The sequence below is a fragment of the Gryllotalpicola koreensis genome (assembly GCF_039538185.1).
In the GTDB taxonomy this organism is placed as follows: Bacteria; Actinomycetota; Actinomycetes; order Actinomycetales; family Microbacteriaceae; genus Gryllotalpicola; species Gryllotalpicola koreensis.
Window position 1 is genome coordinate 297,877 of sequence record NZ_BAABBW010000002.1, and the last position, 26,451, is coordinate 324,327.

Below are 26,451 nucleotides of genomic sequence, written 5' to 3' on the forward strand. Positions count from 1 at the left end.
CTCAGCCGGCCTTGCGCTCGAGCGTCCAGCCGCCGTCGCCGAGCGTGTACACGAGCCGGTTGCTCGGGCCCTCCGTGTCGCCGCGCCAGAACGCGATGCGCCGCGGGGTGAGCGCGTAGCCGGCCCAGGTGGCGGGCGGCTCGAGGGGCTGCCCGGGGTGGGCGGCGTCGAAGGCCGCCCAGGCGGCGCGCCGTTCTGCGACCGGTCGCGCGGCGAGCTCATCGGTGTTCAGCCAGGCGAGCAGCTGCAGCGCCCTCGTGCGCGTCGGGTACACGGCGGCCGCCTCCGCGGGCGTCTCGGCCTCGACATCGCCGGTGACGACGAGCTGCCGCGCGTGCTCGGGCCACACGAGCACGGCGGTCGCCCGCGGCTCGGCCGCCAGTTCGGCCGCCTTGCGGCTGCGCGCCTCGGTGTGGAAGTGCAGCCGCGTGCCGTCGAAGGCCGACAGCAGCACATTGCGCGCGTTCGGGTAGCCGTCGAGGCCGGCGGTCGCGAACACCATGAGCGGCTTCACGGGGTCGGTGGGCGAGGGCAGCCAGGAGCCCATCAGGGCGAGGGGATCCTCCGGCGCGGCATCCGTCTCGTCCTGATCGCGACCGAAGGTGCCCGGGATCGTCACCGTGCCGCCATGGGGTCGAAGCGCGCGATCTCGGCGAGCGATGCCGCGGCCTGGTCGACGGATGCCTGCCACAGCGCCGCCCCGAACTCCGCGGAGGCGTGCCGGGGGTCGCCCACGACGCCCGGCGTGCCGAAGTCGTTCGACAGCCAACCGAAGCTCACCGGGCCGCCGTTGAAGCGGATGTACTCGAACTCGGCGAGGTGCGGCGGCGCCCAATTGTCGACCCCGGCGAGGTCGACGAGCTCGGGCCGCAGGTGCATGACCATCGAGGTCTCGGCCGCGCCGCCGTGGATGCCGAGGCCGTGCTCGTCGCGATCCTCGCCGCCCGGCGCTGGCGCGCGGGTGAGCGTCGGCATCAGGAAGGTCTTCAGCCCGTAGCGCTTGCGCACCTCGCGCAGCACGACCTGCAGCAGCGCCGTGTTGCCGCCGTGGCCGTTGGCATAGACGAGCGTTCCCGCGCCCATCAGCGAAACAGCGCGACCGACCTGCACGAAGGTCTCGAACGCCGTCTCGGAATCGAGCCAGACCGTGCCAGGGGCCCAGCTGTGCTCGTCCGACTTGGTGTACGCGATGGTCGGCAGCTGCCACACGTCGAGCCCGTCGGCGGCGGCCCGCTCGACCGCGGCGGTCGCGATCTCGTCCGCCATGAGCGCGTCGGTGATCAGGGGCAGGTGCGGGCCGTGGTGCTCGATCGCCCCCATCGGCTGGACGACGATGGTGCCGGGGCCGAAGGAGCCGGCGACAGCGGGGCCGGAGAGCTCGGCGATCTTCCGGGTCACTTGCCGAGCCCGCCCGTCAGCAGGCCGGCGGGGGCGCCGAGGTGGCCGGGGTTCAGCAGGCCGTCCGGGTCGGTGCGCTCCTTCAGCGCGGTGAGCTCTTCGACGCCGTGGTCGACGTAGTACTGGTGCGGGCTGTGCACGCGCACGCCGAGCTCCTGCAGCTTGGGATACCCGGCGTAGACGTCGTCGGCCCCGGTGTACTCGGCGGCCAGCATCCCGATGGGGAAGCGGTGGCCGGCCTCGATGTGCAGCATGCCGCCAGGGTAGACCGCGTGTACCTCGTCGATGCGGTCGATGAGCGCCTCGCCGGCGACCTCGACGTGGAAGTACACCTTGTCCGGTGAGTTCTTCTTGAGCCACCAGATCGGGTGGTTGTACGAGAGCATCGACACCTTGACCGTCTGGGCAGCGCCCTCGCGCACGTCGGTCACGCGCCCGCCGTTCGCGGAGATGATGACGGATGCCTCATCGAGCGTCGCCGCGTCGAGGATCGCGCGCAGCGACGACGCCCCCTTCACGATCGCCGGGTCGTCGGGCAGCTTCGCCGAGATGAACGGCAGGTCGGCGCTCACCAGCCGCGGCTGCGGCGACATGCCGTACAGCGCGCGCAGAGCGGCCTGCGCCCCCTCGAAGGTCTCGAACGCCGCGTACACCGCGCGCCAGTCCTGCAGCGGCTCGAGCCCGACGGTCGCGCGGACGATGACGCCCGCGGTCCCGTAGGTGTGCACGAAGGTCTGCGCCTCTTCCCCTTCGACGTGCACGATGGTCGGCTCGGCGGCGGGCAGGGCGACGTCGAGCGCCGTGACGAAACCCTCCCAATTCGAGCCGTGCACGATGGTCCCCGTTCCGCCGGAGCCACCGGAGAGGAATCCGCCGATCGTCGACTGCGCCGTGGACGGGTACATCCAGAGCTGCTGACCGGCGGCATTCGCCGCCTGCTCCGTGAGGATCATGGGCGCGCCGGCCTCTGCGGTGATCCAGCCGTCGCCCACCTCGACGACGGCCCTGGCTCGACTCGTGTCGAGCACCAGGCCGCCGTCGAGGGGGATGCCCTGCCCGTAGTTCCCCGTGCCCTTGCCCCGCGTCGTCACCGGGACGCCGTGGCGGGTCGCCGCGGCGAGCACCGCGGCGATCTGCTCGGCGGAGCCGGGGTAGGCGACGAGATCGGCGAGGCCGAGGGGCAGCTGCTCGACGAGGATGGGACTCATCAGCGCCTCGTCGACGGACGCGCGCTCGCGGGTCCTGAGGTCGGCGCTGACGCCGCGTTCGCCGAGCAGCTCGGTGAGCTCGAGACGCAGCGCCTCGATGGCGTCGGGGAGGGTGGGCATGAGTGGTACTCCTTACCAGCCGAGGCTGATCTTCTTGTCGAGGAACTCGTTGGTGTAGAGGTCGGACGGCGTGAGGCCCGCCTTCACGTGCCCGCCGGTGGCGGTGAAGATCGGCGTGGCGATCTTCACGAAGTCTGCGACCCGGGTCTCGTCGAGGTCGCCGACGTAGCCGTCGCTGCCGTCCGTCGCGATCTTGAGCGCCTTCATCTGCTTCACGGCGAAGGCGCCGACGTTCGCGTCGTAGGTCCAGCCGTTGTTGTACTTCTGCACGAGCTGGTCGATCAGGTCATTGGTCGCCGTCGGGTTCTTCAGGTAGTCGACATCGGCCTGCTGCATGATCGGCACGAGCTTCTTGAGGCACGGCGTCAGCTTCTCGAGGTCGCCGGTGCGCACCGACATCGTCTCGGGGTAGGGCGACCAGCCGGTGTCGGCGATCAGCTGATATTTGACGGGCTTGCCCCAGGCCGACACCTCGTTCTCGTAGATGTACGGCTCTGCGGTCGCGAAGCCCTGCTGCGCGTCCTTGCCCTGGGCGGTGACGAACTTCGACGGGGTGCCGTCGTAGCTGCCGTCGAGGGTGGCCTTCGGCAGGTAGCCGGCCTCGGTCAGGTAGTCCATGTACGCGGCGCCGTTGAAGTAGCGCACCACGCCGCCGTCCTTGTCGAGGGCGGCTCCGAGCTGCTTGATGGTCTTGACCTTCGGATATTTGGCCGGGTCCCACATGATGATCATGGGCGACTTGTCGTTCTCGGCGAAGACCGCCGTGGTGGGCAGGCTGCCCGAGAACTCGACGGCCTCGTCGGTGGAGACGTAGCCGATCGTGATCGAGGTGTCCTGGTACATCTGAGCGCTGACCGTCGAGTATCCGATGGCGGGGCCTCCCGCGCGGATCTCGAGCTTGACGCCGGTCGGCTTGCCGTTCGCGTACAGATCGCCCGTGACGCTCTTCTTGTCGGCGTCGATCGTCGGGTTCGGTCCGAGCATCTGGTACAGGTGGCCGTGGTCGGCCTCCGGATTCCAGTCGGTCTGGGCGACGACCGTCGCGGGGCAGACGCCGGAGAGGTCGACCGCCGGGCCGCTGGCCGCAGCCGGTTTCGCCGTGTCGGTCGAGCTCGCGGTGCTCGACGAGCCGCTCGAACAGCCGACGAGCGTGAGGGCGGATGCCGAGAGCACGGCGGCCGCGATCACGAGACGCTTCTTGGTGCGCATTGATTGCTCCGTTTCGCAGGGGTGTGTGGTGCAGGAGTGCGGTGCGTGGTGGTGCGGGGAGAAGGTCAGTTGAAGTCGTACCAACGGCCGACGGCGAGGCGCCCGATGAGGCCGAAGAGCAGGAACACGACGACGCCGAGCAGCGAGGCGATGATGATCGTCGCGTAGAGCTCCGGCCCCTGCAGGCGCGAGGCGGTCACCTGGATGAGGACACCGAGCCCCGGCTGGCCCCGCTGGAAGAACTGGTCGCCGACGATCGCGCCGATGACGGCAAGACCGGCCGAGGTGCGCAGGCCGACGAAGATCGAAGGCAGCGCGCCGGGGATCTGCAGTTTCGCCAGGCGCGTCAGCCGCCCCGCGCCCTGCAGCTGGAAGAGCTCGCGCTGCGCCTTGTCGCTCGCCTGCAGGCCGAACAGCGTGTTCGACACCATCGGGAAGAGGGCGATCATCACGGTGACGATCACACGGCTCAGGAACTCGTAGCCGAACAGGGCGCCGATGAGCGGCACGAGGGCGAGGATCGGGACGCACTGCAGCATCACCGCGTAGGGGTAGAGCGCATTCTCGAGCCCCTTCGCCTGCGCCATCAGCATCGCCCAGACGACGCCGATCACGATCGCGACGCCGAGACCCGTCAGGGTGACGACCGTGGTGCGGCCGAGCGCCTGCCAGAGCTGCGCGTCGAAGGTCGTCGGGGTGCCGTTCGGCAGCGTGTCGTGGAACATCGCCCTCAGCACGAGGTGCGGGTACGGCACGAGGAAGGCGAGATGGCGGACCCGGTCGTAGTAGTTCGCGACGCCGTACCACGCAGCGACGAACAGGACGAAGACGACGAGGGGCTGCCACCAGGAGAGGCGGCGGCGCCTCCGGCGCAGCCGGGGAACGGCGACGGCGGCGCGGCTCTCGGCCACCTGCTGAAGTGTCGCGGTCACTTGTGGCCCTCCCTGAGTGCGTGCGAGACCTCGCCGACCAGCTCGGCGAACTCTGGAGTGAATCGGATGTCTGGGTCGCGCGGCATCGGGAAGGGGACGTCGAAACGGCGGACGACCGTGCCCGGCCGCCCCGACATGACCACGACCTTCGTCGAGAGGTACACCGCCTCTGACACCGAGTGCGTGATGAACAGCCCGGCGAAGCGCTGCTCGACGAAGAGCCGCAGCAGCTCGTCGTTGAGGCGCTCGCGGGTGATCTCGTCGAGCGCGCCGAAGGGCTCGTCGAACAGGAAGAGCTCGGGGTCGAGGGTGAGCGAGCGCGCGAGGGACGTGCGCATGCGCATGCCGCCGGAGAGCTGCTTCGGCAGGTGCCGCTCGAAGCCGGTGAGGCCGACGAGCTCGATCGCCTGCTTCGCCTTCTCCTTCCGCAGCTGCTTGGGCTGCTTGTTCAGCTCGGCGAGCAGCTCGACATTGTCCGCGACGCTGCGCCACGGCAGCAGGGTCGCGTCCTGGAAGACATAGCCGATGCGCCGCGTCCGCACCGAGGCAGTTCCGGCGCTCGCGGTCTCGAGCCCTGACGCGATGCGCAGCAGCGTCGATTTGCCGCAGCCGGAGGGCCCGACGACGGAGACGAACTCGCCGCGGTCGACGGTCAGGTCGACCTCGTGCAGGGCGACGGTGCCGTCGGGGAACGTCATGGCGACGTCGGAGAAGTCGAGCAGCGTCGTGCCGGTCTGAGCCGGCGCAGGGGCGGTTGTGCTCACGGATTCCTCGTTCTCGAAGGGTCAGGCGGTGGGAGCGAGCTCGCTCGCGGGGGTGAACGGTGTGGTGGCCGGCGTGCCGGGCTGTGCGACCGAGCGGGTGACCTCGGTCATCGCGACCACGTGCCCGGCATGGATGACGATGCGGTCGGCGGGCGCGTTCGCGATGACGTCGATCAGACCGGTGCCGCGCACCGCGAGGAAGTCGGCGGCGGCGCCCACCCTCGCTCCGGCATCCGGAAGCCCCATCACGCTGCGCGCGCCGTCACTCACCAGGTGGTAGGCCTCGGCCGCGGTGAGGTGCCCGGCCGTGATCAGCAGCGACGCCGTCTCCAGCGCATCGGAGCGCCCGACCGGGTTGAACGGGTCGCGCACGTTATCGGCGCCTGCGGCGACGCGAACGCCCGCGTCGATCAGCGGCCTCAGGGCCGTGAGCCCGCGCGGGGTCGAGACCGGGTGCTGCCAGCCCTGCAGGTAGAGGTTCGTGATGGGCAGGGAGATGACGCCGAGGTCGGCGGCCTTGACCTCGGCGATCACCTCGGCGAGACGCTGCGGGTCGAGAGTGCCGAGCCGCACGCAGTGGCCGGCGGAGTACTGCCGGTCGCGCGGCCAGTCGCGCACGGCCCGGGCGTAGCGCTCGATCGTCAGCGGGCCGTCGAGGCTCTCGTCGGTGTGCAGGTCGACGCCGATCCCGCGGCGCTCGGCGATCGCGAGCAGCCGGTCGAGGTCGCGCTCGGGGTCGTCCGCGAGGTGCGGGGCGCCGCCCACGAGGTCGAAGCCGAGGTCGAGCACCGCCTCGACGTGCTCGTCGGGGGAGAGGTGGCCGGCGAGTGCGACGAGCTCGATGTCCATGAGGCCGCGCAGCTCGTCGCGCACCGCGATCAGCGCGCGGGCGCCGCGCAGCGCCTGCTCGGTCGTGGCCGTCCCGTGCGAGCTCAGCACGTCGACGTGCGTGCGCACGGCGGTGATGCCGGAGGCGAGCATCGCGAGCGCCTGCTCTCGGGCGCGATCGGCGATCGACGCGACGGTCATGTCGTGGGCGTAGGCGACCCACGACTCGATCGCCGAGCCGAGGTCGCCGAGAGGCGGCTGGATGAGGTCGAAGCTCAGCGCCTTGTCGAGGTGCGCGTGCGGCTCGGCGGGGGCGGTGAGCAGGACGAAGCCGGTGAGATCGAGGACATCGGATGCCTCGGTCGGCGTGCCCGCGAACGTGCCGGCCGGCGCGACCGCTGTGACGACCCCGTCGGCCAGCGCGACGTCGACTCGCGCGCCGCTCTCGAGCACGGCGCCCGTCAGCAGGGCGACAGGGCGGGGCAGCGGTGCGGTCACATGGGCCTCCATCCAGGACACACGTCGTCACGGCGACGTAATGTTGATGTCATCAACATTGGGAAGATGATGTCGACGCTAGGGACGCTGCGTTTCCCGCGGATTACGCGGCGGTTGCTCTTTGTAAAGACAGGCCGGTGGACCCTGGCGGCCGCCGATTCCGTGCTGAAGTGAGGACTTGTGACGACTGAGCTGACGGCATCGCGCCGCTCCGACGACGGCGGCCGCGTGATCGACGAGCAGGCGCTGCGCATCGGGCAGCGCATCCGCGCCCTGCGGCGGGCTGGCTCGCTCACGCTGATGCAGCTCGCCGAGCGCACCGAGCTGTCGCACTCCTTCCTCAGTCAGCTGGAACGCGGGCACGCGCGCCCCAGCATGGTGTCGCTCGAGCGCATCGCCCGCGCCCTCGGCACGACCCAGGTCGAGTTGCTCGCCGCCGGCTCGTCGCACCAGCACCACCCCGACGACCCGAGCCCCGACATCATGCGCGCGGACGAGGGGGCGCGCGGCCCGTTCTCCGCGGGGGAGGCCCGCCTGCTCGTGCACGGCGCGAACGCCTTCGCCTTCGAGCCGATGGAGTGGGTGGGCTCGAACACCGACCCCGGCCCCTACTACGAGCACCCTGAGGACGAGTTCGTCTACGTACTGACGGGTCGCGTGCTGCTCGACCTCGAGGCGGGCGGCACGGCCGAGCTCGCGGTCGGCGACTCCGCGTACTTCCGCGGTGGCACGCGCCACCGCTGGTGCTCGCCGGACGGCATCGAGTACCGCATGATCGTGGTCAAACAGGCCTCTGTGCTGACGGCGGACCCGCAATGACCGCCGCGGAGCCGGAATTCGACGTCGTGCTGCTCGCCGCGTCGCGGGTGGCTGAGAACGTGCTCGAGCTCGAGCTGGGCGCGCACGACGGCAGCCCGCTGCCGGACTGGCAGCCAGGAGCGCACGTCGATCTGCTGCTCGCCCCGGGCCTCGAGCGGCAGTACTCGCTGATCGGCCCGGCCGGCGACGGGCGCTGGCGCCTCGCCGTGCTCCGCGAGCGGGCGGGCCGGGGCGGCTCGGCCCTCGTGCACGACACGCTCGCCGTCGGCGACCGGCTGCGTGCCCGCGCCCCCCGCAACCACTTCGCGCTCGCCGAGCGCGGCCCCGCCCTGTTCATCGCCGGCGGCATCGGCATCACGCCGTTCCTTCCGATGATCGCCGCCGCCGAGGCCGCAGGCCTGGAGTGGCAGCTGCACTACGCGGGCCGCAGCAGGGCGGCGATGGCGTATGCCGAGGAGCTCGCCGCCCGGCATCCGTCGCGCGTGTCTCTCCACATCAGCGACGAGGGGACGCGCCTCGACGCGGCGCAGCTGCTCGCCGACGCCGCGGAGGCGCAGGTGTACTGCTGCGGCCCGGCGCGCCTTCTGGATGCCGTCGAAGCGGCGGCCTCGGCCGCCGGCCTGCCGCCTGCCTCCGTGCACGTCGAGCGCTTCGAGCCGAAGGCGCACGGTTCCGAGGCGAACACGGCATTCGAGGTCGAGCTGGAGTTCTCGGGCCTCACCCTGACCGTGCCACCCGACAAGTCCATCCTCGAGACCGCGGACGAGGCGGGTGTGCTGGTGCTGTCCTCCTGCCGCGAAGGCACCTGCGGCACCTGCGAGACGCACCTCGTCTCCGGCGAGGTCGACCACCGCGACTCCGTGCTCAGCCCGGGGGAGCAGGCGGAGAACCGCACGATGATGATCTGCGTCTCGCGCGCGGCACCCGGCTGCCCGCGCCTCGTGCTCGAGCTGTAGAGCCGCTAGGGGATCTCGGTGCCATCGAGGGGCGCACCCGTGAAGGCGGAGAGCCGTTCGAGCCCGGCCTCCGCGACGAGCCGCGCCGCGAGCGGGCGGGCCCGGGCGACGGCCTCCGCCGGGTCGACGTTCACGACGTCGAAGTCGGCGACGCTCGGCGCACCATCCACCCAGACGTCCTTCACCTCGCGCGAGCCGGCGACGAACACGATCGCCTGATACGGGTCGTGCACGACCCCGATGGTGGGCGACTCGCCGTCGAAGACGACGAGGTCCGCCTTCTTGCCCGGCTCGAGCGAGCCGATCGCGTCGTCCATGCGCAGCGCGCGGGCGCCGCCGATCGTCGCCAGCTCGAACGCCTCGCGGGCGCTCATCGCCGTGGCCTGCAGGTCGCGGATGCGAGCGAGCAGCGGTGCCGTCTTCATCGCCTGCAGGAAGTCCTGCGCGTCGTTCGACGCGGCGCCGTCCACGCCGATGCCCACATCGACCCCGAGCGCGCGCAGCTCGGCGACCGGCGCGACGCCGCTCGCGAGGATCGCGTTGGCGACGGGGTTGTGCGCGACGCCGACGCCATGCTCGGCGAGCAGCTCGCGGTCGGCACGGTCGACCCAGACGCAGTGCGCGGCGAGCGTCGGCGCGGCGAACAGTCCCTCGGCGGCGCAGTACCCGACCGCCGTGCGGCCGGTGCGCTGCAGGGTCGCCGTGACCTCCTCGCGCACCTCGTGCAGGTGGATGTGCACGCCGTGCCCGCCCGACCGCGCGTAGTCGACTGAGCGGGCGAACGACTCCGGCGTCGTCCGCCCGACCGCTGCGATTCCGACGCGGAAGGTCGAGAGGGAGCTCGCCGCGCACGCCTCGCGCAGGGCGTCCCACTCGTCGACGATCGGCTGCATATCGAACTCCCGGTCGGCGTCGCCCGAGCCGAACGCGAGCACGCCGCGCAGCCCGAGCTCGTCGAGCGCCCTCACCACGCCGGGCGTGATCGGCCCATCGGGGTCGGGGTCCGAGCAGAACATGTCGTTCGCCGTGGTCACCCCCGACCGCAGCAGCTGGATGCCCTGCAGCATCGTGCCCGCGTACGCCTTCTCGGCGTCCATCGTCGGGTTCACCGGGGTGATGAGCTTGTGCAGCCACTCCCACAGCGTGTACTGCGAGCCGATGCCTGTGATCAGCCCCTCGCTGAAGTGGCCGTGCGCATTGACGAAGCCGGGGGCGACGAGGTCGTGCGGTCCGCCGCGCTCTACGGCATCCGGATGCCCGGCCTTGAGCGCCGCATACTCGCCGACCGCCGCGATCCGGTCGCCGTCGACCAGCACCGCGCCGTCGCGAATCGCGGCGGGCACGCCCGAGGCGGCGGCCGCCGAGGTCAGCACCCACCCTCCGCGGATCAGGGTGGGCGTGGTCGGGCGCTGCGCTGAGGTCATGACGGCGAGCGTCCCACCCTCGTGTCACGCCCCTGTTACACGCCGCTGGTAGAACGACCGCATGCTCACCATCACCGGCGCGCGGCGCATCCTGATCGGTCCGGGCGAGGAACGCGACGGCGATCTCGTGCTCGAGGACGGGCAGACGGATGCCACCACGATCGACGCCTCGGGCTGCGTGGTCACCCCCGGCCTCGTCAACGCGCACCACCACCTGCTGCAGAGCGCGTTCCGCACCCTGCCCGGCACGCGCGGCGTCCCCATGGCCGAGTGGCTGCCGGCCATGGCCGCCGCGTACGGCCGCGCCGGTCACGACCCCGAGCTGTACGGCGCCGCCGCCGCGATCGGCGTGGCCGAGGGGCTGCTCTGCGGCGTCACCGCCGTCGCCGACCATCACCTCAACTGGCCCCACGGTGCGCCGATCGCGCAGACGGTCGAGTTGGCCGCCGCCACCGCCTCCGCGGCTCGCGCGCTCGGCGGCCGGCTGGTCTTCGTGCGCGGCTCGGCGCGGGACGACGCCGGCTGGGCCGCCGCCTCGGCCGAGGCGATCGTCGCGGCGCTGCTGCCCGGCCTCGAACCGGACGCCGGCGGAGTGAGCGCCGACGGCATGCTGCAGCTCGCGGTCGGCCCGGCCGGGGTGCACTCCGATGCGCGGGAGACGTTCGAGGCTCTGGCATCCGTCGCCCGCCGCCATGGCCTGCGCCGCCGCACCCAGGCGAACGAGCAGGTCGACACGGCGATCGCGCTCGAGCGCTACGGCGCGCGCCCGCTCGACCTGCTCGCGGAATGGGGCTGGCTGGAACCAGGTGTCACGATCGCCCATCTCTGCGATGTCACGCCCGAGGAGATCGCCCGGCTCGCCGACGCCGGCGTGACCGCGACGCATGCGCCGGGCTGTGACGTGCCGATGGGTTGGGGGATTGCGCCCGTCGCGCAGCTCATCGCCGCGGGCGTCCCGGTCGGGCTCGGTACGAGCGGCGGCGGCAGCAACGACGCGGGGCACCTGCTCGCCGACGCGCGGCTCGCCATGCAGGTCTCCGCGCTCGTCGGACCGCAGCTGCCCGCCCGCACCGTGCTCGGCATGGCGACCAGCGGCTCGGCAACCGGCCTCGGACGGCCGGAGCTCGGCCACCTGGGCGCCGGATCCGCCGGGGACGCCTGCGTCTGGGACGTCTCCGGCGTGGCGGACGCCGGCGTCGACGACCCGATCGCCGGGCTGCTGTGGGCCTCGCCCGGGCGCCACCCGCGCGACGTGATCGTCGGCGGCCGCCCCGTCGTGCGCGACTACCGGCTGGTGAACGCCGATGAGCGCGAGCTCGCGGCACGGCTGAGTGCTCGGCTCGCCCGAAGCTGACGCCGCCTAGGCTCGAGCCGTGACCGCCGCCCGCATCTTCGTGCTCGTCTGGGGCGCCCTCGCCGTCAGCTGGGGCCTCTTCCTGATCATCCGGCGCAACTGGCTCTCGGAGCTCGCGCGCGAGCTCAAGCAGCAGAACGGCATGCGCATCGCGTTCGGCTCGCAGTCCCCCGTGTGGATGCTCGCGGGCGGCATCATCTTCCTCGTCGCGGGACTCGCCAGCCTCACAATCCTGGCGGCCACCGCGCTCGGCTGATGGCGAGCACGAGCGAACGGTCGCGCACTCCACGCTCTGCGCTGCTCGGGGTGGGCGTCCTTCTGGTGGTGGCGGGCTTGGCGCTCGGCGTGGGGCTGGAAGCCGACACGCGCCTGCTCGCGATCGATCGGCGCTGGTCCGACTGGATCGTCTCGACGCAGGGTCCCGTCGGTCACGCGATCGCCCTCGCTTTCGATCAGCTCGGCGGCGGGGTCCTCGGCGTCGTCGTGGTGCCGGTGGCGATCGCGGTCGCGCTGCTCGTGCGGCGCCGCTATCGCGCTGTCGTCGTGTTCCTCACCGCCTCGATCGCGAGCGCCCTGCTCGTGCAGCTCATGAAGCACCTGTTCGCGCGAGAGCGCCCGGGGCACATGATCGTGACCTCCGACTTCGGCTCGTACCCCTCTGGGCATACGGCCAACGCGGCGACCGCGGCGGCGGTGCTCGTCCTCTTCGTGCCGCGCGTGTGGACGGGAGCGGTCGCGCTCGCCTATGTGCTCGTCATGGCCGTCTGCCGCACCTACGTCGGCGCGCACTGGTTCACGGACACTGCGGGGGGAGCGCTCGTCGGCGTCGGCGTCGCGCTGGTCGTCTTCGCCGTCGCCGCCCGGGTCACGCGCGGAGCTTCTCCGCCAGCCGAGCCGCCAGCGCCGACTTCGCCCGAGGCCACTCGTCTGCAGTGATCGAGAACATCGCCGTGTCGCGCAGTCGATCCATTTCGCCGGGCACCGCCGACGGCTGCCAGCTGCGCAGCACGCCCTCGAAGCTCGCGCCGACGGCGGCGATGCCGGCGCGGGAGCGCGCGTTGCGGGCATCCGTCTTCAACTCCACGCGCCGCGCGCCCAGCGTCTCGAATGCATGCGTGAACAGCAGCAGCTTGGATGCCGAGTTGAACGCCCGGCCCTGGGCGCCCGGCACCAGCCAGGTGTGACCGACCTCGACCGCCATGAGCACGCTGCGGCCCGGCCAGTCGCGCGCGTTCGCGAACGCGGTGTGGCCGATGAGCTCGCCGCTCTTCGCGTCGAACTGCGCGAACGGCTGATGGTTGCCGGCAGCGGCAAGCGCGAGCTGGGCTGCGATGTAGCCGTCGACGGATTCCGGGGTCGGAACCGTCGTCAGCCCGAAACTCGAGCGGTCGACCGCCAGCGCCGTGCGCATCGCGCTTGCGTGAGCTGCGGCGAGGGGCTCGAGGCGGACGACGGCATCGGCGAGCACGACGGGGGAGAGGTCCATGAGTCGAACATAGCCAACAAAAAATCCCCTGATCGATCAGGGGATTCTCGTTTACGTGGGCGATGCCGGACTCGAACCGACGACCTCTTCCGTGTGAAGGCGCTCGGATGGCCAGTTCCCTTGATTCTTCGGGGCCACGGGGTGCCTCTGAGTCCTCTGAAACCGTCCTCGGGGTGATTTTGGGGTGAGCGGTTCAGCGCCCGATCGAGGGCGGCTGGCGGCCGCCCAAATGCTCTGAGCCGAGACCGAACGATTCCGGTGGGGAGAGCTTGGATCGGCGCTCTTCCAGTGCCTCTGCCAAGCGCGAGTCACCGCGCGGCGCAGTCACTTGGGCGACTCGGATTCCGGCGGCGCGCTCGACGACGTCCTGGAGGATGTATCGGTGCTTCGGCAGGAGGCGTCCTGCCGGGTAGGTGCTCGTCAGCAGTTCGATGCCTTGCTCGGCTGTGGTGTAGCCGAGGCGGACAAACAGGGTCGCGGCGTCGTCCAGGTCGCGTTCGTCACGGGAGGCATGCAGCTTCATCGCCAGCAGGTACTCAGGCGAGGCGACCTGCACCAGCAGAGACCCAGACTCGAACACGGTGGCTGGGTGCTCGTCCTGGCCGGGCAGGAACCCCTTCGCGGCATCGTTGAGCCAGTCAGGCTCCAGCCCGTGCTCGGAGGCGATCGCCTCCGCGGCATGGCGGACCTCCGGGGCGGGAACGAACAGTGCGTCGACGTCCCGGGTGAGGCGGCCGGGCTCGTAGGCGAGTGCCATCGCCGCCCCGCCCACGACGAAGAGCTGTGCCCGTGCGCCGCTTGCGGCGAGCCGGTCGGAGAGTTCCTGGAGCAGGGCGCGCACGCCCGCGGCGTCGAGTTCCGCGCCGCGTTCGTTCATGCCCGATCCAGGGACCTTCCGGTGATGAAGATGCCGCGCTGACGGAACGCGCGCGGGCTGTCCTGTTCAGCCTCGGCGTGGAAGATCGCCGGCACGGCCGGGAACCATTCGATCGTGCGGCGTGCTGGGTCTAGCGCCCAGGCCGGCACTTGCCAGTCGTCCCGCTCAGCGAGGTGGTCGGCGAGCGCGGCGAAGGCGGCGTCGAGCTGCTGAGAGCCGGTCGGGGCGGGCTCGCCTGCGAACACCTTGGAGGCCAGGGCCGTCCCACCGCGGCGCAGGGTCGAGGTGTAGTCGTCGAGGGTCTGGAGGATGCCGAAGCGCCAGCCCGTCTCGACGGTATCTCCAGCGGCCAGGAGCGCGGCACAGCGGGCCGCGTTGTCGGTGGCGGTGTGGCGCACACCGACGCCCACGCCCGGCACGACGGCAGAGGCGGTCTGAGCGCGCTCGAGCAGCGCACCAATCGACAGCACTTCACCCTGGAACATCATGACCGCCTCCTTCCCTCGGCGTCCATTCTCCCAGAGCCGTCGCCGAAAGTCCCGAGCTGCGTCCTACAGGCTCGGCCCGCTCCCGCGGTCGGGTCCGCTCCGCTCTTGGCCGGGCTGCTGCGGCGAAAGACGCCCGAGGCGGGCGGCGCGGGCGTCCATAGCGGCCTGGGCCTGTTCGGCAGCGGCGTGTTCGGCTTCGGCCCTCGCGGCGCGCTGCCGGACGAGCTTGGCGGCTTCGCTGAGTGGGAGGGCCTCGAGCTGGGCGAGGTCGGTGCGGTCGCGGTCTGCCTGCTGGCGGAGTTTCGTGGCACCGCGGGCGAGCGTGCTCGGCGTCGTCCCGGCGAGTACGCGCCGGTGCAGCGCGTCAGCTTCGCGGCGGTGCTGTTCGGCGAGCTGCTGCCGTTCGCGCTGCGCCTGGGCCGCGTGCTGTGCGGCTTCGCTGACGCGGAGGTCACGGTCTGCGATGGTCTCGGCTACCGCCGTGGCCCATTCGGAGACATCGGCTTTAGTGCTCGGGAGCTGAGCCCAGCGCGCCCGCACGGTTGCCTCGATGTCGTGGAGCGCGGCGGTCGTCTCCGTGAGGGCACGGGTGGTGGTCCGTTTGCGGAGGCGCCCGGCGCTGGCCTGCGCATCGGCCGCCTGGGCCACCCGTCCCCGGGCTGCGAGATACGCGGCCCCGTCTGTGCTGGCCTGCTCGATGAGCGGGGCGGCGACCGCGGCACGGATCTCGATGATCGCCTGTTCGGCGGCCTCGACGTGCTGGCGCTGTTCGGCGCGTTCGGCCTGGTGCCGGGCGATCTGACGCTCGAGACGCGCGAGTGCTTCCTCCCACACGCTCGCCCGCGTGTCGGCGCGTTCGATCCGTTCACGCAGCCGGGTGCGCTCCACGTTCACCAGGGCGACCGGCCCGTCCGTGATAAGGCCGGCGACCCCTGCGGTGGCGCGGGCGGTGGCCTCGGCAAGTCCGCGGTCGGCGCGGTCGCGTTCCAGCGCGGCGACGAACTGGGTTCGGGCGTCCTCGAGGTCGGCGGCAACGAGGTGCAGCCGGTTGGCGCCGGTGCCTCGGGTGAGGCCGACGTAGACGCTGGCGGCGTCCATCGCCTCCGACAGCAGCGTGTCGGACTCGGGCACAGTGGTCCCCTGGGCGCCGTAGGCGGTAGCCACGTAGGCCAGGTGCGCATGCTCGGCCACATACGCGGCAGGCAGGTGGAGACTGCCGTGGTGCTTCCGGCGGCTGTCGGCGTCGCGGACCCAGAGGCTGCCATCCTCACCGACCTGCTGCACGATCCAGGTCTGCCGGTTGGCAACGCCGAGCTCCGCGTCGTTGCGGCGGGTCTGGATCAGGTCGCCCGCGCTGATGCTCGACCCATCGGATCCTGCCACGGTGCGGGTGTCGTCGACCAAGCCCTCCCTGACCCGGTGCTCCCGGATCAGCTCGTTCATCTCGCGGGCCTCGTCGTTGGTCGCCGTCGTGATCGCCGCCCCATCCTTGCGGCTGCGGGCGATGGCATCGCGGGCGGTGTCGTCATCCTCGTGGATGCGAATGAGTCCGAGGGCGTTCAGTCGGTCGAACAGCTCTGCGGGGTTTCGACCCTCGCGCAGATCGAGGGTGAGCTGGGCGTAGGTGCGGTCAGTGAAGCGGTGCAGGCTCGTCAAGTCGTACCCGCGCGGGACGAGGGCGGCGGCGATGTCCAGGACACCGCCCCTGCCGACGGCGGCAAGCTGCGCCCGGTCACCGACCAGCGCGAGGCTCGCGCCGGCTTCGTCTGCGATGGTCAGCAAGGCGAGCGCGGTGTCTTGGTCGAGCATGCCTGCCTCGTCGACCACCACCCGCTCGCCGGCCGTGAGGCGAGCGTTCTGGGAGGGGCCGCGGTAGGTGATGCCGGTCTGCGGGTCGGTATCGCCGGGGCTGAGACGGGTCCAGACGCCGTCGTCGTTCCACCGGAACCCGTGCGCGTGCACGAGGGCCGCGACCGAGTCAGTCGGCACACCAAGCTCTTGGGCTGCGACGTCGGCGGCCTTCTTCGTCGGCGTCATCACCCGCACCCGCCGCCCCTGTTGCCCGGCGGTGCGGATCGCGGCGCCGAGCATGGTCGTCTTGCCCGCGCCGGCCGCACCCTCGACCACGACCAACGGAGCGGGTCCGGCGACCGCGGCAGCGGCGTTCGCCTGCTCCGGGTCCAGTGCCACGTCGGTGATGCGCGGGGTTGCGCCCTCGGCGCGCTCGGCGATGCGGGCGGCGAGGCGATCGCGCAACTCGGTCTCCACCGCCACGACATGCAGCGTCGTCAGGTGCGCGACATGCTCCGGCGCCGGCGCACCCGGCGGCAGCACCGAGAGGCAATCGTCGGCGGCCAGCTTCGTGGTGATGCGCACGAACTCGCGCAGCTCGGCCGGGGTTGCACACACCCCGGCCTCGGTCATCAGGCGCGTGACCTGCTCTTGCACGTCGTGCACCGTCCATGCCGATGCGGCGGCCGCGCAATGATCCAACGCCCGCGAAGCGACGTCCTGCACCATCAGGTCATCCAGCGAGACAGCCTGTCGCACGATCGCGCGCGGCAGGTCCGGGGTGTAGCCGGCATCGTGCAACTCACGCAACCAGCCCGCTTCGCTGCCGAGCTGCGACGGCTTCTTCGAGGGGCGCTCGTGGTCCCACGCCTTCGCCTGCAACCGGGCCCGCACCACCGGCCCTGGCTCAACGCCTGGGTGCGATGCTTCCCATTCGGCCTCGAACATGGCGAGGTTGCGGGCGACCTGCGCACCGCGCTTGGACATGACCGCGTTCCACGGCGTCAGCTCCGCAACTTCCCCGGTGACCGGGTCGAGGGTCAGGCCGCGCGTGTCGAGCACCGCGGCGAGCTGCGAATGTGCCGCGATAGTCGCGGTGCCCAGTGCGCGGATTGCGCCCTGCTGCTTGAACAACGCAGCCGTGTCCAAGCCGCGCCAGGCACCGGCCGCCCAGACGCGGGTGCCGATCTGGAAATGGATATGCCGATGCGGGTCCCCGGCGCGGGAGGTCTTGTGCGAGACCGCGACCGTTTCAAGCTGCTCGATCGGCACGACCTCCTGCGCATCCCGCGGACCGACACGGGTCACGGAATGCTGACCGAGCCAAGACCGGATCTCCGACACCGCGTCCCGCTGCGCCAAGTCGAGTGCCTCGGAGACCTCTGGGTGCAGCGCGGCGGCGACCGACAAGGACTTCGGGACGTTCACGACCATCTCCGCGAACCGCGGCGACCCTCGCCGACCATCTCCAGGCAGACGCGGAGTGCCCATCGACTCACCCGTCAGCGGATTCGTCCAGTCCACCCACTGCGCGTACTCGTCCGCCGTCAGGCCCAGCTCGCCGATCACCTCGCCTCGGCCGTCGAACGCGATGAATTCCGCGAGCGCGGTACCGCCCTCCAGGTAATACTCGTCCGCTCGCGAGCGATCCGACTCCAAGTAGCGGCGCGCGTCGGTCCCGAAGCCCCGGAACAGGATCACACCGCCATGCATCGCCCGAACTCCCTAACTCATGTAGTGGCAACTACCGCAGGTAGCATACGTCCATTCATCATTAATGAACCAGGGTGCGCTTTAGGCGAATGGGCGCTTTCAGAGGAATCCGAAGACTCCGTCGCCCCAGACGGCGCGCGAAGATGCGTCGAGGTCTTCTGCCTCCTGATCGAGGTGCCCAATGACCAGAGAGGCACGCCGGGCGTCGACGGGCCGCCAGTTCGGTGCCCCCTCGACATCAGGCGACTGCCCCCGAAGGAACGCGCCCCACCTGGCTTGAGTGCGCACGGAGACCCGGCGCGCGACGCGGGTGCGCCCCAACTCCGAAGCGGGGCCGAGATTGCCCCACACATACGGCAGTTCGGAGCCGTGCGTTGCCCCTAGTCCGGTCATCCGCAGCAGCGGGGCGACGTGGTCGAATCGGTACAGCCAGGTGTCAGCGATGGCCGCATGTCCTTCGGCGATCCACATGGTCGGCAGGCAGAAGGCGAGATCGCGCGCGATGTCAAGGCCGCTGCGGCGCCCGGACGATGCGTAGGCCCGCAGGATATGTTCCACACCGGGAAGCTGCGCCTCCGGTTGCTCGTCGCGCAGCTCGTCGACCATGCGCCGGAGTTGTGCCGTGGTGATCGGCAGGATGGGCGATCGCATGAGGCGGAAGATCGACGCCTCGTCCCGATTGGTCCCGACGATGAGAGGGACCGGCGCACCTCCGCCGCGGCTGAGCACCCTGATCGGCGCCTCGGGCAGCAGCTCGCCGTCGATGACGGGAGCGAACGCTAACCTGCCCGGTGCAGCGGCGGGAACCTCGGAGTACAGCCCCGACGACGCCTCGAGGATCCTCTGCGCGGGGATGTCCCGCAGAGACGACGCATCCCGCGGTTCGAGGCCGAGGCGACGAACGAATCGGGCGGCGACCGCGGCCGCCCGTTCGGTTCCATACATGCTCGCCGCCGGCGCCGACTGCATGATGGCTCGCGCGAAGAGACCGCGTGCCGAACCGCACGTCAGCAGAGCACCGATGATCGCCGCGCCGGATGACTCGCCGGCGACCGTCACGCGAGCGGCATCGCCGCCGAAGGCGGCGATGTTGTCCCGCACCCAGCGGAGCGCGAGAAGGACGTCCCGCATGCCGAGATTGCCGTCGAAGCCAGCGCCACCGTCAAGCGAGCTCAGCTCCAGAAATCCGAAGGCCCCGAGCCGATAGTTCAGGGTGACCACGATGGCGCCTTGGGCGGCGGCGAATCGGCAGCCGTCGTAGAGCGGCTGACTTCCCGAGCCGAGTGCGTAGGCGCCGCCGTGGATCCAGACCATCACGGGCAGCGGCTCGCCCTCGTGACCGGCCGGTCGCCACACGTTGAGGAAGAGGCAGTCCTCATCCAGACGCACGCCGTCACCCAGCCGGATCACTCGATTCGGACTTTGCAGTGCAGCGGCGCCGAAACGGACCGTATCGGCCGAGATCGGCGCGGCCGGGCGCGGAGCGCACCAGCGCAACTCTCCCGTCGGCGCCTGGGCGTAACGGATGCCCTTCCAGAATTCCACATCGCCGCTCCGGCGACCGCGGAACTCTCCGGCGGCGCAATGAACCTCCGGCCCCGGCGCCATGCGCGGTCGAGCATTGGAGATCATGAACTCGCCTTTAGCAACCTTCGGACGATCTGTGCGGGTGAGGGCGCCGGCACGGAGGCGTCGATCGCACAGGCCATGATCGTCTGCTCCAGCTCGTCCCGATCATGCTCGTCAAGCCGATGATGCCCGGCGCGTAGTGCTGTCTCGAGCGCGCTGAGCCCATCGACTGCGTCCTCCAGGGCGACGGCGACGGGCAACGCCGCCTCTCCACCCGCACGGCCGGGTGACGGGTCGGCGGCCACGGCAGCCGCCGCGGCACGGGACTCGTGCGCCGCCCGATAGGCGTCTTCGCGCAGCCGAGGGAGCTCCTCCGCGAGTTTCTCGGTGGTCGCGATCACCCGCAGATAGGCGACGGCGGCGCGGGCTGTTGCGGCGAAGTGCGCTTCGACGGGCAGCGAGCGTCGCCCGGGCCAGAACAGGTATCCGAACACGAGCGCGATCGCGCAGCCGATCGCAGTGTCGCCGAGGCGCAGTGCCGGCAGCACGGCATCTGGTGCCGCGAAGCACGAGCTGAGCAGAGCAGAGGTCGTGATCCCGACGACGCTCAGCGCATAGAGTCGCGGAGCGAGCAGCACCGCGAAGCCGATCGCGCACGCGGCCACCGGCACGAGATGCCACCCGGAAACGAGAAAGAACAGCGTGATCGCCGCGACGAGCGCGCCGCCGAGGGTGCCGGCGATGCGGTTGACGGTGCGGGCGAACACCGAGCCGTACTCGGTGCGGACGACGACGGCCACCGTCAACGGAAGCCAATACGAATGACCGACATGGTGCAGCAGACCCGCGGCCAGGGTCGCGAGCGTCATGCACCACGCCAGTCGGGCGCCGGCGAGAAGCAGCGCGCGCGGCCCGACCCGTCTCAGAGTCGCGAGCATGCTCCGACCCCACGGGGTCATGACCGGCGGCGCGCCCGCACGAGCGCCTGAGGGTCGGCCGTCGCGCACCCGACGGCCTTCCGCGCGAAGCTCGCTCGCCGCACCCGGCGCCGGAGCGGCGCCGCTCGCGTGGTGGGTCGCGGCATCGAGCGCGGCGTGCTGCGCGGCGGCCAGTTCGACCAGGATCTCCGGCCGGCGGCGTGGTGGCGCGAGCCGATAGCCGAGCACGGACGCCCGCGCGACAGCGCTGCACGAGGCGAGGGCGGCGCGGCGCTGATGCGCGTCCGCTGTCCCGACCGCGTCGAGCAGATCCGCGGACGCGCGGAAGACCTCCGCGATCGCCCGACGCTCGAGCACTTGGGTGCCCACCGCCCATGGCAGCAGCGCGGGGACTGCGACCGCCGTTGTGCCCAGCAGGTACCAGAGCACCTGTTGCCACCACGGCATCATCAGGCCGCTGAACTGCCCGAATGCGACCCCGACCACCGCCATCAGCGAGCCGGCCGTGAACAGCGGCCCGATCGCACCGGCGATCCCGGAGGCGAAGGCCACGACGGCGGCGACCGCGATCTTTCCCGCGAGGCCGCCGGGCAGAGAACCGAGACCGAGGCCCACGGTCGCACCGAGCGCCTGAGCGGCGAGCGCGAGCGCGCGAGCCCGGTGGACGCCGGCGGTGACGAACACCGCTGCGCAGGCCGCGCCGAAGTACATCATTCCCAGGGCGGCCGGGTCGTCGAGCAGGAACCCGAGCACCGCGCAGGCCAGAACGGCGACGACGGTGCGCACGGCGGGAAGCACCGCGAAGGGCCGCGAGGCGGGAATCAGCGTGCGCCGCGCCGCCGATGCGAGGGAGCGCGGCCCGGGCATCCGCGCCTTCATGCCCGCTCCTCGCCTGCGAGAAGCACGGCTCCGTAGACGACTGCGGCGAGCGCCGCCGCGTAGCCGAGGAGGTGACCGGCCGTCACTGGGACGATCTCGTGAACGAGCAGCGCCCCCAGGGCGACGGCGATGACAGGATCGGCGGCGAGGTTCGCTGGAAAGGCCGCAGCTAGCGGGCCCGCACGGAAGGCGAGCTGGGTCAGCGCGATGCTGAGACCGCCCAGCACGATGAGCGCGATCAGTGGCACGAGACCGTCCGGGCCGGCGAAGCCGGTGATGCCGGCTCGTGCCCATGTTGCGGCGCAGGCATCGATCAGCACAGCCACCAGTCCGAACCAGCATCCGGCGACCCCGCCGAACACGGCGGCCCTGACAGCGGGACGCGCCCGCAGCACGAGCGCAACCAGGGCTCCGCCGAGGGCCAACGAGACGGCCGCCGCGGTGAGAACCACGGCGGGCTGAGCGGGCCTGGCATCCGCCGGTCGCCCGATGAGGAGGAAGAAGGCAATCAGTCCGGCGAGCATCCACACACAACCCAGATAGTCCCGTGACCTCGGTCGCGGGCCGCCTAGCGCTCGGGAGAACGGCAGCGAGATCGGAAGGGCCAGCACGAGGATCGGCTGCACCAGCACCACGGGGCCGGCCGCGAGTGCCGTGATCTGCAGCACCATCCCGAGGGTGTCACCACCCATCCCGAGCAACCAGCGCGGAGAGCGCAGCAGATCCCGCCAGCTCGTCCTCGCCTGGGCCGACCGCCCGTCGTGGCCGCGCATCGCGGCGTGCTGAGCGGCACTCGACGCACCGTACGCGGCCGCGGAGGCGAGGGCGCAGAGCAGCGAGACGATCACCAGCACGAGCGCCACCCGAACCGTGCGGACGATGCGGGGGAGGCCGATCGGCCGAGGATCCGCTCAACCGGACGACCGTCTGATCGGCCGAGGGGCCGGCTGCACGAGACGGCCGACAGTGGACTCACCGGCCCGGGAGAGCCCCAGACCGAGGACCGAAGGAGAACATCATGACCACCAGCATCAACCCCACCACCCGTACGGGCCGCAGCGGCCGCACCCTCAAGGTCGTCGCGGCCGTCGCGGCCGGTCTCGGCATCGTGGGTGCCATGGCCGCCTCGGGCATCGCGATCGCCGACGACGGCAGCGTCTCGGGCTACCACGCCTCTGCCCAGGTCAGTCCCGCTCAGAGCCGCACCGGCACGGGAACGGCGACCACAGGGCAGCCCGCATCGCAGGGCGGTTCCGTCGCCCCCCAGCACCCCGCCGTGCCTGCCGCCGTGCCCAGCGCCGCCGTGGCGAGCTTGCAGCGCGAGCTCGGGCAGCTCAACTACTACGAGGGCCCGGATGACGGGCTCACGGGGCCCCAGACCCAGCAGGCCATCAAGGACCTCCAGCGCGTGGCGGGCCTGCCCCAGACCGGGGTGATGGACCCGGCCACCGACAGCGCCCTCATCCACCAGCTGACCTTCGGCAACAGCCAGATGGGGGGCGGCGCCTGAGCCGTCCAGACCCTGCCGGGTCCGAAGACGCCCGTCCCCCCGATACCATGGGCCCCGGCGCCCCAGAGCACCGACCGAGGTGAGGAGAGACGACGGATGTCGACGAAGAGCCAGCCGGTCACCGTGGTCGTCGTCGACGACCACCCCTTCTTCCGCGACGGCGTCACGCGCGGGCTCAACAACAGCGGATACATCCGGGTCGTCGGCGAGGCCGGGGACGGGCGTGAGGGGCTCGAGCTGATCGAACGCGAACACCCCGACGTGGCGCTGGTCGACTACCAGATGCCTGAGCTCGACGGCATGGCCGTCGTGCATGCGGTGGTTCGCGACGGGCTGCCGACGCGCGTGCTGCTGCTCTCCGCCGTGACCGACAGCGCGATCGTGTACCGCGCGCTCGAGGAGGGCGCGAGCGGCTACCTCTCGAAGGACGCGCCGCGGGCCGAGATCGTCGACGCGGTTCTCAAGGCCGCGAAGGGGATCCCGGTCGTGCCGTCCGAGATCGCTGCCGGACTCGTCGGCCAGATCCGGATGCGCGCCCAGTCGGCGGGTCCGGTGCTCAGCGAGCGCGAGACCCAGGTGCTGCGCGGTTTCGCCCGTGGCTTGTCCATCCCGCAGCTGGCCGAGGAGCTGTTCCTGGGCCAGAGCACGGTCAAGACGCACACGCAGCGCCTCTACGAGAAGCTCGGCGTCTCCGATCGGGCGGCCGCAGTCGCGGAGGCGATGCGCCGGGGCCTGCTCGACTAGCGCGACGCACTCGCGACCGACGCTCGCAGAACCGGCGCTCATGTCAGCGGCACCGTGATCGTCACGGTCGTTCCGCGCGGGCGACCTTCGCGGATGACGAGCTCGCCCGAGGCCGCGGCCACTCGCGTCTGAAGCGACGCCAGCCCGATGTGGCCCTCGGCGAGCCGGGCCTGCCGGGCCGTCTCGCTCAAACCGATTCCGTCGTCGCTCACGACAAGCGCCGCACGGCCGCCTCGGCCGCTCAACGACACCGTGACGGATGCCGCCCGTGCGTGCTTCGTCACATTGGCGAGCAGCTCGCGCGCACAGCCGTAGAGCAGGGCGTCCCACGGTGTGGGGGCCTCGGGCCAGTCATCCGTCCCGACGGCGACGCGAAGCCCGCCTCGGGCAGCAACACCGTCCCCGAGCTCGTGCAGTGCGCGCGCCAGACCAGCCTGCTGCAGCACCGCGGGATGCAGCCGGCTGACGGTCTCGCGCAGCAGCCCGCTCGACTCGATGAGCGCGTGATCGATCCGCGCGAGCGCGGCCGGGTCGCCGCCGCGCACGTCGTCCAGATCCATCCGGGCTGCCAGCACATACTGGAGCGCCCCGTCGTGCAACTGCTCGGCGAGGGCCGTCCGCTCACGTGCCTCGAGTCCCATCAGCTCGCCGAGCAGAGCGGTGCGCTGCTGCGCCAGCTGCCCGATCGTCACCACGCGGGACAGTTGCACGCGGGACAGCCCGACACAGGCGGCGCTGACCGCGGCGACAGCGAAGGAGCGCAGCAGCACCGAACCCCACGGCTCGGTGTTCGGCGCCTTCGTCGCGATGCTCGCCGCCAGGTAGGCGAAGGTCGCCGCCCCGGCGACGACGGCGCAGACGCCTGGCCGCAGCTGGTTCGCCGCGAGGACCGGGATCACGAAGAATCCGTTCACGAGCAGATCGGCGGTCCAGGTGATCTCATCCGAGGCACCGGCGACGAGGGTGAGCGCCGACAGTGCGGCCACGTCCACGACGAGCGCGAACCACATCCGGCGCACCGGCCCGAGGCCGCCTCGGCGGGTCCAGAGCGCGAGCGCGATCGTCCAGCACGCGTATCCGACGACGATGGCGACGGCCACGGACTGCCCCCGCACCGGGGGGACGAAGATGATCGCGAGGGCCATGAACGCGAACAGGAGCACGCGGAGCACGAACTGCACGCGGATGCCCCGGTAGGCGTGCCGGATCAGGATCGCGGACAGCTCGGGGCTCTCCAGGAGTCGGCGCGCGTCGGCGAGACGCGGGTCGGCCGCGGAGACCGGCCGAGGTTCTGCGGCGAGGGATTGGGCGTTCACACGGGGCCTTTCCGGGTGCGAGGACGTGCGGAACCGCTCCGGCCGACGGATCCCGGGCCGGAGACGGCAGTTAAGGTCTACTCGCCCGAGCGGACGCCGCCACTGGGGACATCCCCTAGCGTCTCGTGCCGTCTCGACGACGGCCAGGCCGGCGCATCCGGCGGGAGAAGTCCTGGGGGTTTCCCCCAGTGGCCCGCGGCGGCGACGCCCGTAGACAGGAGGGGGTCGCTTTGCCCGGCCGCTTTCCCCGCCCCTGTCGTAGAGGAGTCGAGTCCCATGCCTGAGTCACTGTCGCTGGTGTCCGGCCCCGTGCCGGCGCTGGCACTGGTCGCGGCGATCGCCGCCGTGCTCGGCTCCGTCGCGTGGTGGCGTCGCGCAGTCCTGCGCAGACAACTGCTGGTGGCCGTGCCGTCCGCCGCCGCCGCGACCGCCGTGCTCGCCCTCCTCGCTCAGGGCTTCGGGGTGGCAGCCCTCGGCGTTCCGGCCTCTTTCTACGTCTGGACCGGGCTCGTCCTTCTCGCGCTGGCCCTCGGTGCCGTCGGCTGGCGGCGGGTCGGCGGCGGCCAGCGCGCCGTCGCGATCCTCGCAGTGATGCTCACCGCGCTGTCGGCCGGCCTGCGGATCAACATGCAGTACCAGTACCTGCCGACCGTCGGCGCCCTGTTCGGCGCCGACGCGCAGCACGAGACCACCGAGCGCGCGCTGAGCAGGATGCGGGGCGGGGGAGCGCAGGACGCCAAGCTCGGCTACACGCTGCAGCTCGCGATCCCCGGTGCGAAGTCGGGCTTCGCGGCGCGGAACGCTTACGTCTGGCTGCCGCCCGCGTGGTTCTCGGATCCGAGCGCGAAGCTGCCCGTGATCGAGCTGCTTCCTGGCGTGCCCGGCGGCCCTGTCGATTGGACGCGGAGTGCCGCGGCCGACCAGACGGCGCAGGCCTTCGCCGACACCCACCACGGCCTCGCGCCGATCCTGGTGATGCCGGACGCGACCGGCTCCGAGCTCGCGGACACGGAGTGCGTGAACAGCCCGCGCGGCAACGCGGAGACCTATCTGACCGAAGACGTCCCCGCCTTCGTCGAGAAGAGGTTCGGCGCCGCGAGCGACGCGAAGTCGTGGGCGGTCGGCGGTCTCTCCGCGGGCGGAAGCTGCGCGATCATGCTCGCGCTGCGGCACCCGGATCGCTATTCGGCCTTCGCCGACTACTCCGGCCTCGCCGGCCCCACCGTGGGCGACGCGATGGAGCCCGCCCAGACGACGCAGGAGCTGTTCGGGGGCTCCGCCGCGGAGTACCGGGCGCACCAGCCGGAGAACCTGCTGCGCACGACCCGGTTCCCGGGGATGGGCGGCTGGTTCGAGGTCGGCTCGGCGGATCCGGGCCCCTTGGCCGCTCAGCGGCTGTTGGCGCCCCTGGCCACGTCCGCGGGTATCACCACCTGCACGGCCGTGATCCCCGACGGGACCCACGACTTCGACACCTGGACGCAGGCCTTCCGCGATTCGCTGCCCTGGCTGGCCTCGCGCCTGGGCCTCACCGCGGCGCCGGCGCCGGGGCGCGCAGACGAGGCGCACGCCGAGCCGCCGCACACCGACCCGGCGAGCGCCGCCCCGGTCAGCTGCTCCTAGCGCAGCG

At 71.5% G+C, this 26,451-nt stretch carries 24 protein-coding genes; 8 read left to right on the forward strand and 16 right to left on the reverse strand.

Annotated elements, in window-relative coordinates; all coding sequences use genetic code 11:
• Position 1: 1 nt before the first annotated feature.
• The 7 genes from ABD708_RS06370 to ABD708_RS06400 all read right to left on the reverse strand — a co-directional run bounded on the left by ABD708_RS06370 (position 2) and on the right by ABD708_RS06400 (position 6,957).
• Entirely contained in the window at positions 2-619 is a 618-nt protein-coding gene (locus ABD708_RS06370; protein WP_344752452.1) for a pyridoxamine 5'-phosphate oxidase family protein, read from the reverse strand.
• Positions 616-1,398 carry a creatininase family protein gene (locus ABD708_RS06375; RefSeq protein WP_344752453.1) on the reverse strand — a complete coding sequence of 261 codons (783 nt, stop codon included), beginning with the start codon at positions 1,396-1,398 and terminating at the stop codon, positions 616-618. Before ABD708_RS06375 ends, ABD708_RS06370 begins: the two co-directional genes overlap by 4 nt.
• Entirely contained in the window at positions 1,395-2,726 is a 1,332-nt protein-coding gene (locus ABD708_RS06380; RefSeq protein ID WP_344752454.1) for an FAD-binding oxidoreductase, read from the reverse strand. The genes ABD708_RS06375 and ABD708_RS06380 overlap by 4 nt, the downstream gene beginning before the upstream one ends.
• A gap of 12 nt (positions 2,727-2,738) precedes the next feature.
• Positions 2,739-3,935: an ABC transporter substrate-binding protein gene (locus ABD708_RS06385; protein WP_344752456.1), complete on the reverse strand. Its 1,197-nt coding sequence runs from the start codon at positions 3,933-3,935 to the stop codon at positions 2,739-2,741.
• Positions 3,936-4,000: 65 nt separating this feature from the next.
• Entirely contained in the window at positions 4,001-4,867 is an 867-nt protein-coding gene (locus ABD708_RS06390; protein WP_344752458.1) for an ABC transporter permease, read from the reverse strand.
• Positions 4,864-5,631 (reverse strand): ABC transporter ATP-binding protein, encoded by a 768-nt coding sequence (locus ABD708_RS06395; RefSeq protein ID WP_344752460.1) that lies wholly within the window; start codon positions 5,629-5,631, stop codon positions 4,864-4,866. Before ABD708_RS06395 ends, ABD708_RS06390 begins: the two co-directional genes overlap by 4 nt.
• 21 nt (positions 5,632-5,652) lie before the next feature.
• The gene (locus ABD708_RS06400; RefSeq protein ID WP_344752462.1) at positions 5,653-6,957 is read right to left on the reverse strand and encodes an amidohydrolase family protein; all 1,305 of its coding nucleotides are present in this window, start codon (positions 6,955-6,957) and stop codon (positions 5,653-5,655) included.
• A 180-nt stretch (positions 6,958-7,137) separates the two neighbouring features.
• On the opposite strand from ABD708_RS06400, the gene ABD708_RS06405 reads away from it, so the two are divergent.
• Both ABD708_RS06405 and ABD708_RS06410 read left to right on the forward strand, forming a co-directional pair.
• Positions 7,138-7,776, forward strand: coding sequence for a helix-turn-helix domain-containing protein (locus tag ABD708_RS06405; RefSeq protein WP_344752464.1), 639 nt, complete (start codon positions 7,138-7,140; stop codon positions 7,774-7,776).
• Positions 7,773-8,732: a PDR/VanB family oxidoreductase gene (locus tag ABD708_RS06410; RefSeq protein WP_344752466.1), complete on the forward strand. Its 960-nt coding sequence runs from the start codon at positions 7,773-7,775 to the stop codon at positions 8,730-8,732. Before ABD708_RS06405 ends, ABD708_RS06410 begins: the two co-directional genes overlap by 4 nt.
• Before the next feature lie 5 nt (positions 8,733-8,737).
• Here the strand turns inward: ABD708_RS06410 and ABD708_RS06415 are convergent, their stop codons facing one another.
• Entirely contained in the window at positions 8,738-10,156 is a 1,419-nt protein-coding gene (locus ABD708_RS06415) for an amidohydrolase family protein (RefSeq protein ID WP_344752468.1), read from the reverse strand.
• 61 nt (positions 10,157-10,217) lie between these two features.
• Here ABD708_RS06415 and ABD708_RS06420 point away from each other — a divergent pair, with 61 nt between their 5' ends.
• The 3 genes from ABD708_RS06420 to ABD708_RS06430 are packed head-to-tail and all read left to right on the forward strand — an operon-like array spanning position 10,218 to position 12,446.
• Entirely contained in the window at positions 10,218-11,510 is a 1,293-nt protein-coding gene (locus ABD708_RS06420) for an amidohydrolase family protein (protein WP_344752469.1), read from the forward strand.
• A 19-nt stretch (positions 11,511-11,529) separates the two neighbouring features.
• Complete coding sequence (locus ABD708_RS06425; protein ID WP_344752471.1) at positions 11,530-11,766, forward strand: hypothetical protein; 237 nt, start codon at positions 11,530-11,532, stop codon at positions 11,764-11,766.
• Entirely contained in the window at positions 11,766-12,446 is a 681-nt protein-coding gene (locus tag ABD708_RS06430; protein ID WP_344752473.1) for a phosphatase PAP2 family protein, read from the forward strand. The genes ABD708_RS06425 and ABD708_RS06430 overlap by 1 nt, the downstream gene beginning before the upstream one ends.
• On the opposite strand, the gene ABD708_RS06435 is transcribed toward ABD708_RS06430, so the two are convergent.
• The 7 genes from ABD708_RS06435 to ABD708_RS06465 all read right to left on the reverse strand — a co-directional run bounded on the left by ABD708_RS06435 (position 12,376) and on the right by ABD708_RS06465 (position 22,114).
• Entirely contained in the window at positions 12,376-12,996 is a 621-nt protein-coding gene (locus tag ABD708_RS06435; RefSeq protein ID WP_344752474.1) for a GNAT family N-acetyltransferase, read from the reverse strand. The two genes, ABD708_RS06430 and ABD708_RS06435, sit on opposite strands and share 71 nt — an antisense overlap.
• A 193-nt stretch (positions 12,997-13,189) precedes the next feature.
• A complete protein-coding gene (locus tag ABD708_RS06440; protein ID WP_344752475.1) occupies positions 13,190-13,873 on the reverse strand; it encodes a hypothetical protein in 684 nt (227 codons plus the stop codon).
• Positions 13,870-14,361: a hypothetical protein gene (locus tag ABD708_RS06445; RefSeq protein ID WP_344752476.1), complete on the reverse strand. Its 492-nt coding sequence runs from the start codon at positions 14,359-14,361 to the stop codon at positions 13,870-13,872. The genes ABD708_RS06440 and ABD708_RS06445 overlap by 4 nt, the downstream gene beginning before the upstream one ends.
• Before the next feature lie 63 nt (positions 14,362-14,424).
• A complete protein-coding gene (mobF, locus tag ABD708_RS06450; RefSeq protein WP_344752478.1) occupies positions 14,425-17,853 on the reverse strand; it encodes a MobF family relaxase in 3,429 nt (1,142 codons plus the stop codon).
• Between the two features lie 111 nt (positions 17,854-17,964).
• The gene (locus ABD708_RS06455) at positions 17,965-19,497 is read right to left on the reverse strand and encodes a carboxylesterase/lipase family protein (RefSeq protein ID WP_344752480.1); all 1,533 of its coding nucleotides are present in this window, start codon (positions 19,495-19,497) and stop codon (positions 17,965-17,967) included.
• The gene (locus ABD708_RS06460) at positions 19,494-21,251 is read right to left on the reverse strand and encodes an FUSC family protein (RefSeq protein WP_344752482.1); all 1,758 of its coding nucleotides are present in this window, start codon (positions 21,249-21,251) and stop codon (positions 19,494-19,496) included. The genes ABD708_RS06455 and ABD708_RS06460 overlap by 4 nt, the downstream gene beginning before the upstream one ends.
• Positions 21,248-22,114: a DMT family transporter gene (locus tag ABD708_RS06465; protein ID WP_344752484.1), complete on the reverse strand. Its 867-nt coding sequence runs from the start codon at positions 22,112-22,114 to the stop codon at positions 21,248-21,250. The genes ABD708_RS06460 and ABD708_RS06465 overlap by 4 nt, the downstream gene beginning before the upstream one ends.
• A 155-nt stretch (positions 22,115-22,269) precedes the next feature.
• Between ABD708_RS06465 and ABD708_RS06470 the strand changes: the two genes are divergently transcribed.
• Entirely contained in the window at positions 22,270-22,761 is a 492-nt protein-coding gene (locus ABD708_RS06470) for a peptidoglycan-binding domain-containing protein (protein WP_344752486.1), read from the forward strand.
• A 96-nt stretch (positions 22,762-22,857) separates the two neighbouring features.
• A complete protein-coding gene (locus tag ABD708_RS06475) occupies positions 22,858-23,505 on the forward strand; it encodes a response regulator (RefSeq protein ID WP_344752488.1) in 648 nt (215 codons plus the stop codon).
• A 38-nt stretch (positions 23,506-23,543) separates the two neighbouring features.
• On the opposite strand, the gene ABD708_RS06480 is transcribed toward ABD708_RS06475, so the two are convergent.
• Positions 23,544-24,821 carry a sensor histidine kinase gene (locus ABD708_RS06480; RefSeq protein ID WP_344752490.1) on the reverse strand — a complete coding sequence of 426 codons (1,278 nt, stop codon included), beginning with the start codon at positions 24,819-24,821 and terminating at the stop codon, positions 23,544-23,546.
• A 276-nt stretch (positions 24,822-25,097) separates the two neighbouring features.
• On the opposite strand from ABD708_RS06480, the gene ABD708_RS06485 reads away from it, so the two are divergent.
• Positions 25,098-26,444 (forward strand): alpha/beta hydrolase, encoded by a 1,347-nt coding sequence (locus ABD708_RS06485; protein WP_344752492.1) that lies wholly within the window; start codon positions 25,098-25,100, stop codon positions 26,442-26,444.
• The last annotated feature ends 7 nt before the right edge of the window (positions 26,445-26,451 follow it).

Coding starts and splice junctions, on each gene's coding strand:
- ABD708_RS06455 (WP_344752480.1), bottom strand. CDS start 19,497: ATGATCTCCAATGCTCGACCGCGCATGGCGCCGGGGCCGGAGGTTCAT.
- ABD708_RS06420 (WP_344752469.1), top strand. CDS start 10,218: ATGCTCACCATCACCGGCGCGCGGCGCATCCTGATCGGTCCGGGCGAG.
- ABD708_RS06440 (WP_344752475.1), bottom strand. CDS start 13,873: ATGAACGAACGCGGCGCGGAACTCGACGCCGCGGGCGTGCGCGCCCTG.
- ABD708_RS06470 (WP_344752486.1), top strand. CDS start 22,270: ATGACCACCAGCATCAACCCCACCACCCGTACGGGCCGCAGCGGCCGC.
- ABD708_RS06445 (WP_344752476.1), bottom strand. CDS start 14,361: ATGATGTTCCAGGGTGAAGTGCTGTCGATTGGTGCGCTGCTCGAGCGC.
- ABD708_RS06460 (WP_344752482.1), bottom strand. CDS start 21,251: ATGAAGGCGCGGATGCCCGGGCCGCGCTCCCTCGCATCGGCGGCGCGG.
- ABD708_RS06430 (WP_344752473.1), top strand. CDS start 11,766: ATGGCGAGCACGAGCGAACGGTCGCGCACTCCACGCTCTGCGCTGCTC.
- ABD708_RS06385 (WP_344752456.1), bottom strand. CDS start 3,935: ATGCGCACCAAGAAGCGTCTCGTGATCGCGGCCGCCGTGCTCTCGGCA.
- ABD708_RS06410 (WP_344752466.1), top strand. CDS start 7,773: ATGACCGCCGCGGAGCCGGAATTCGACGTCGTGCTGCTCGCCGCGTCG.
- ABD708_RS06415 (WP_344752468.1), bottom strand. CDS start 10,156: ATGACCTCAGCGCAGCGCCCGACCACGCCCACCCTGATCCGCGGAGGG.
- ABD708_RS06485 (WP_344752492.1), top strand. CDS start 25,098: ATGCCTGAGTCACTGTCGCTGGTGTCCGGCCCCGTGCCGGCGCTGGCA.
- ABD708_RS06435 (WP_344752474.1), bottom strand. CDS start 12,996: ATGGACCTCTCCCCCGTCGTGCTCGCCGATGCCGTCGTCCGCCTCGAG.
- ABD708_RS06380 (WP_344752454.1), bottom strand. CDS start 2,726: ATGCCCACCCTCCCCGACGCCATCGAGGCGCTGCGTCTCGAGCTCACC.
- ABD708_RS06475 (WP_344752488.1), top strand. CDS start 22,858: ATGTCGACGAAGAGCCAGCCGGTCACCGTGGTCGTCGTCGACGACCAC.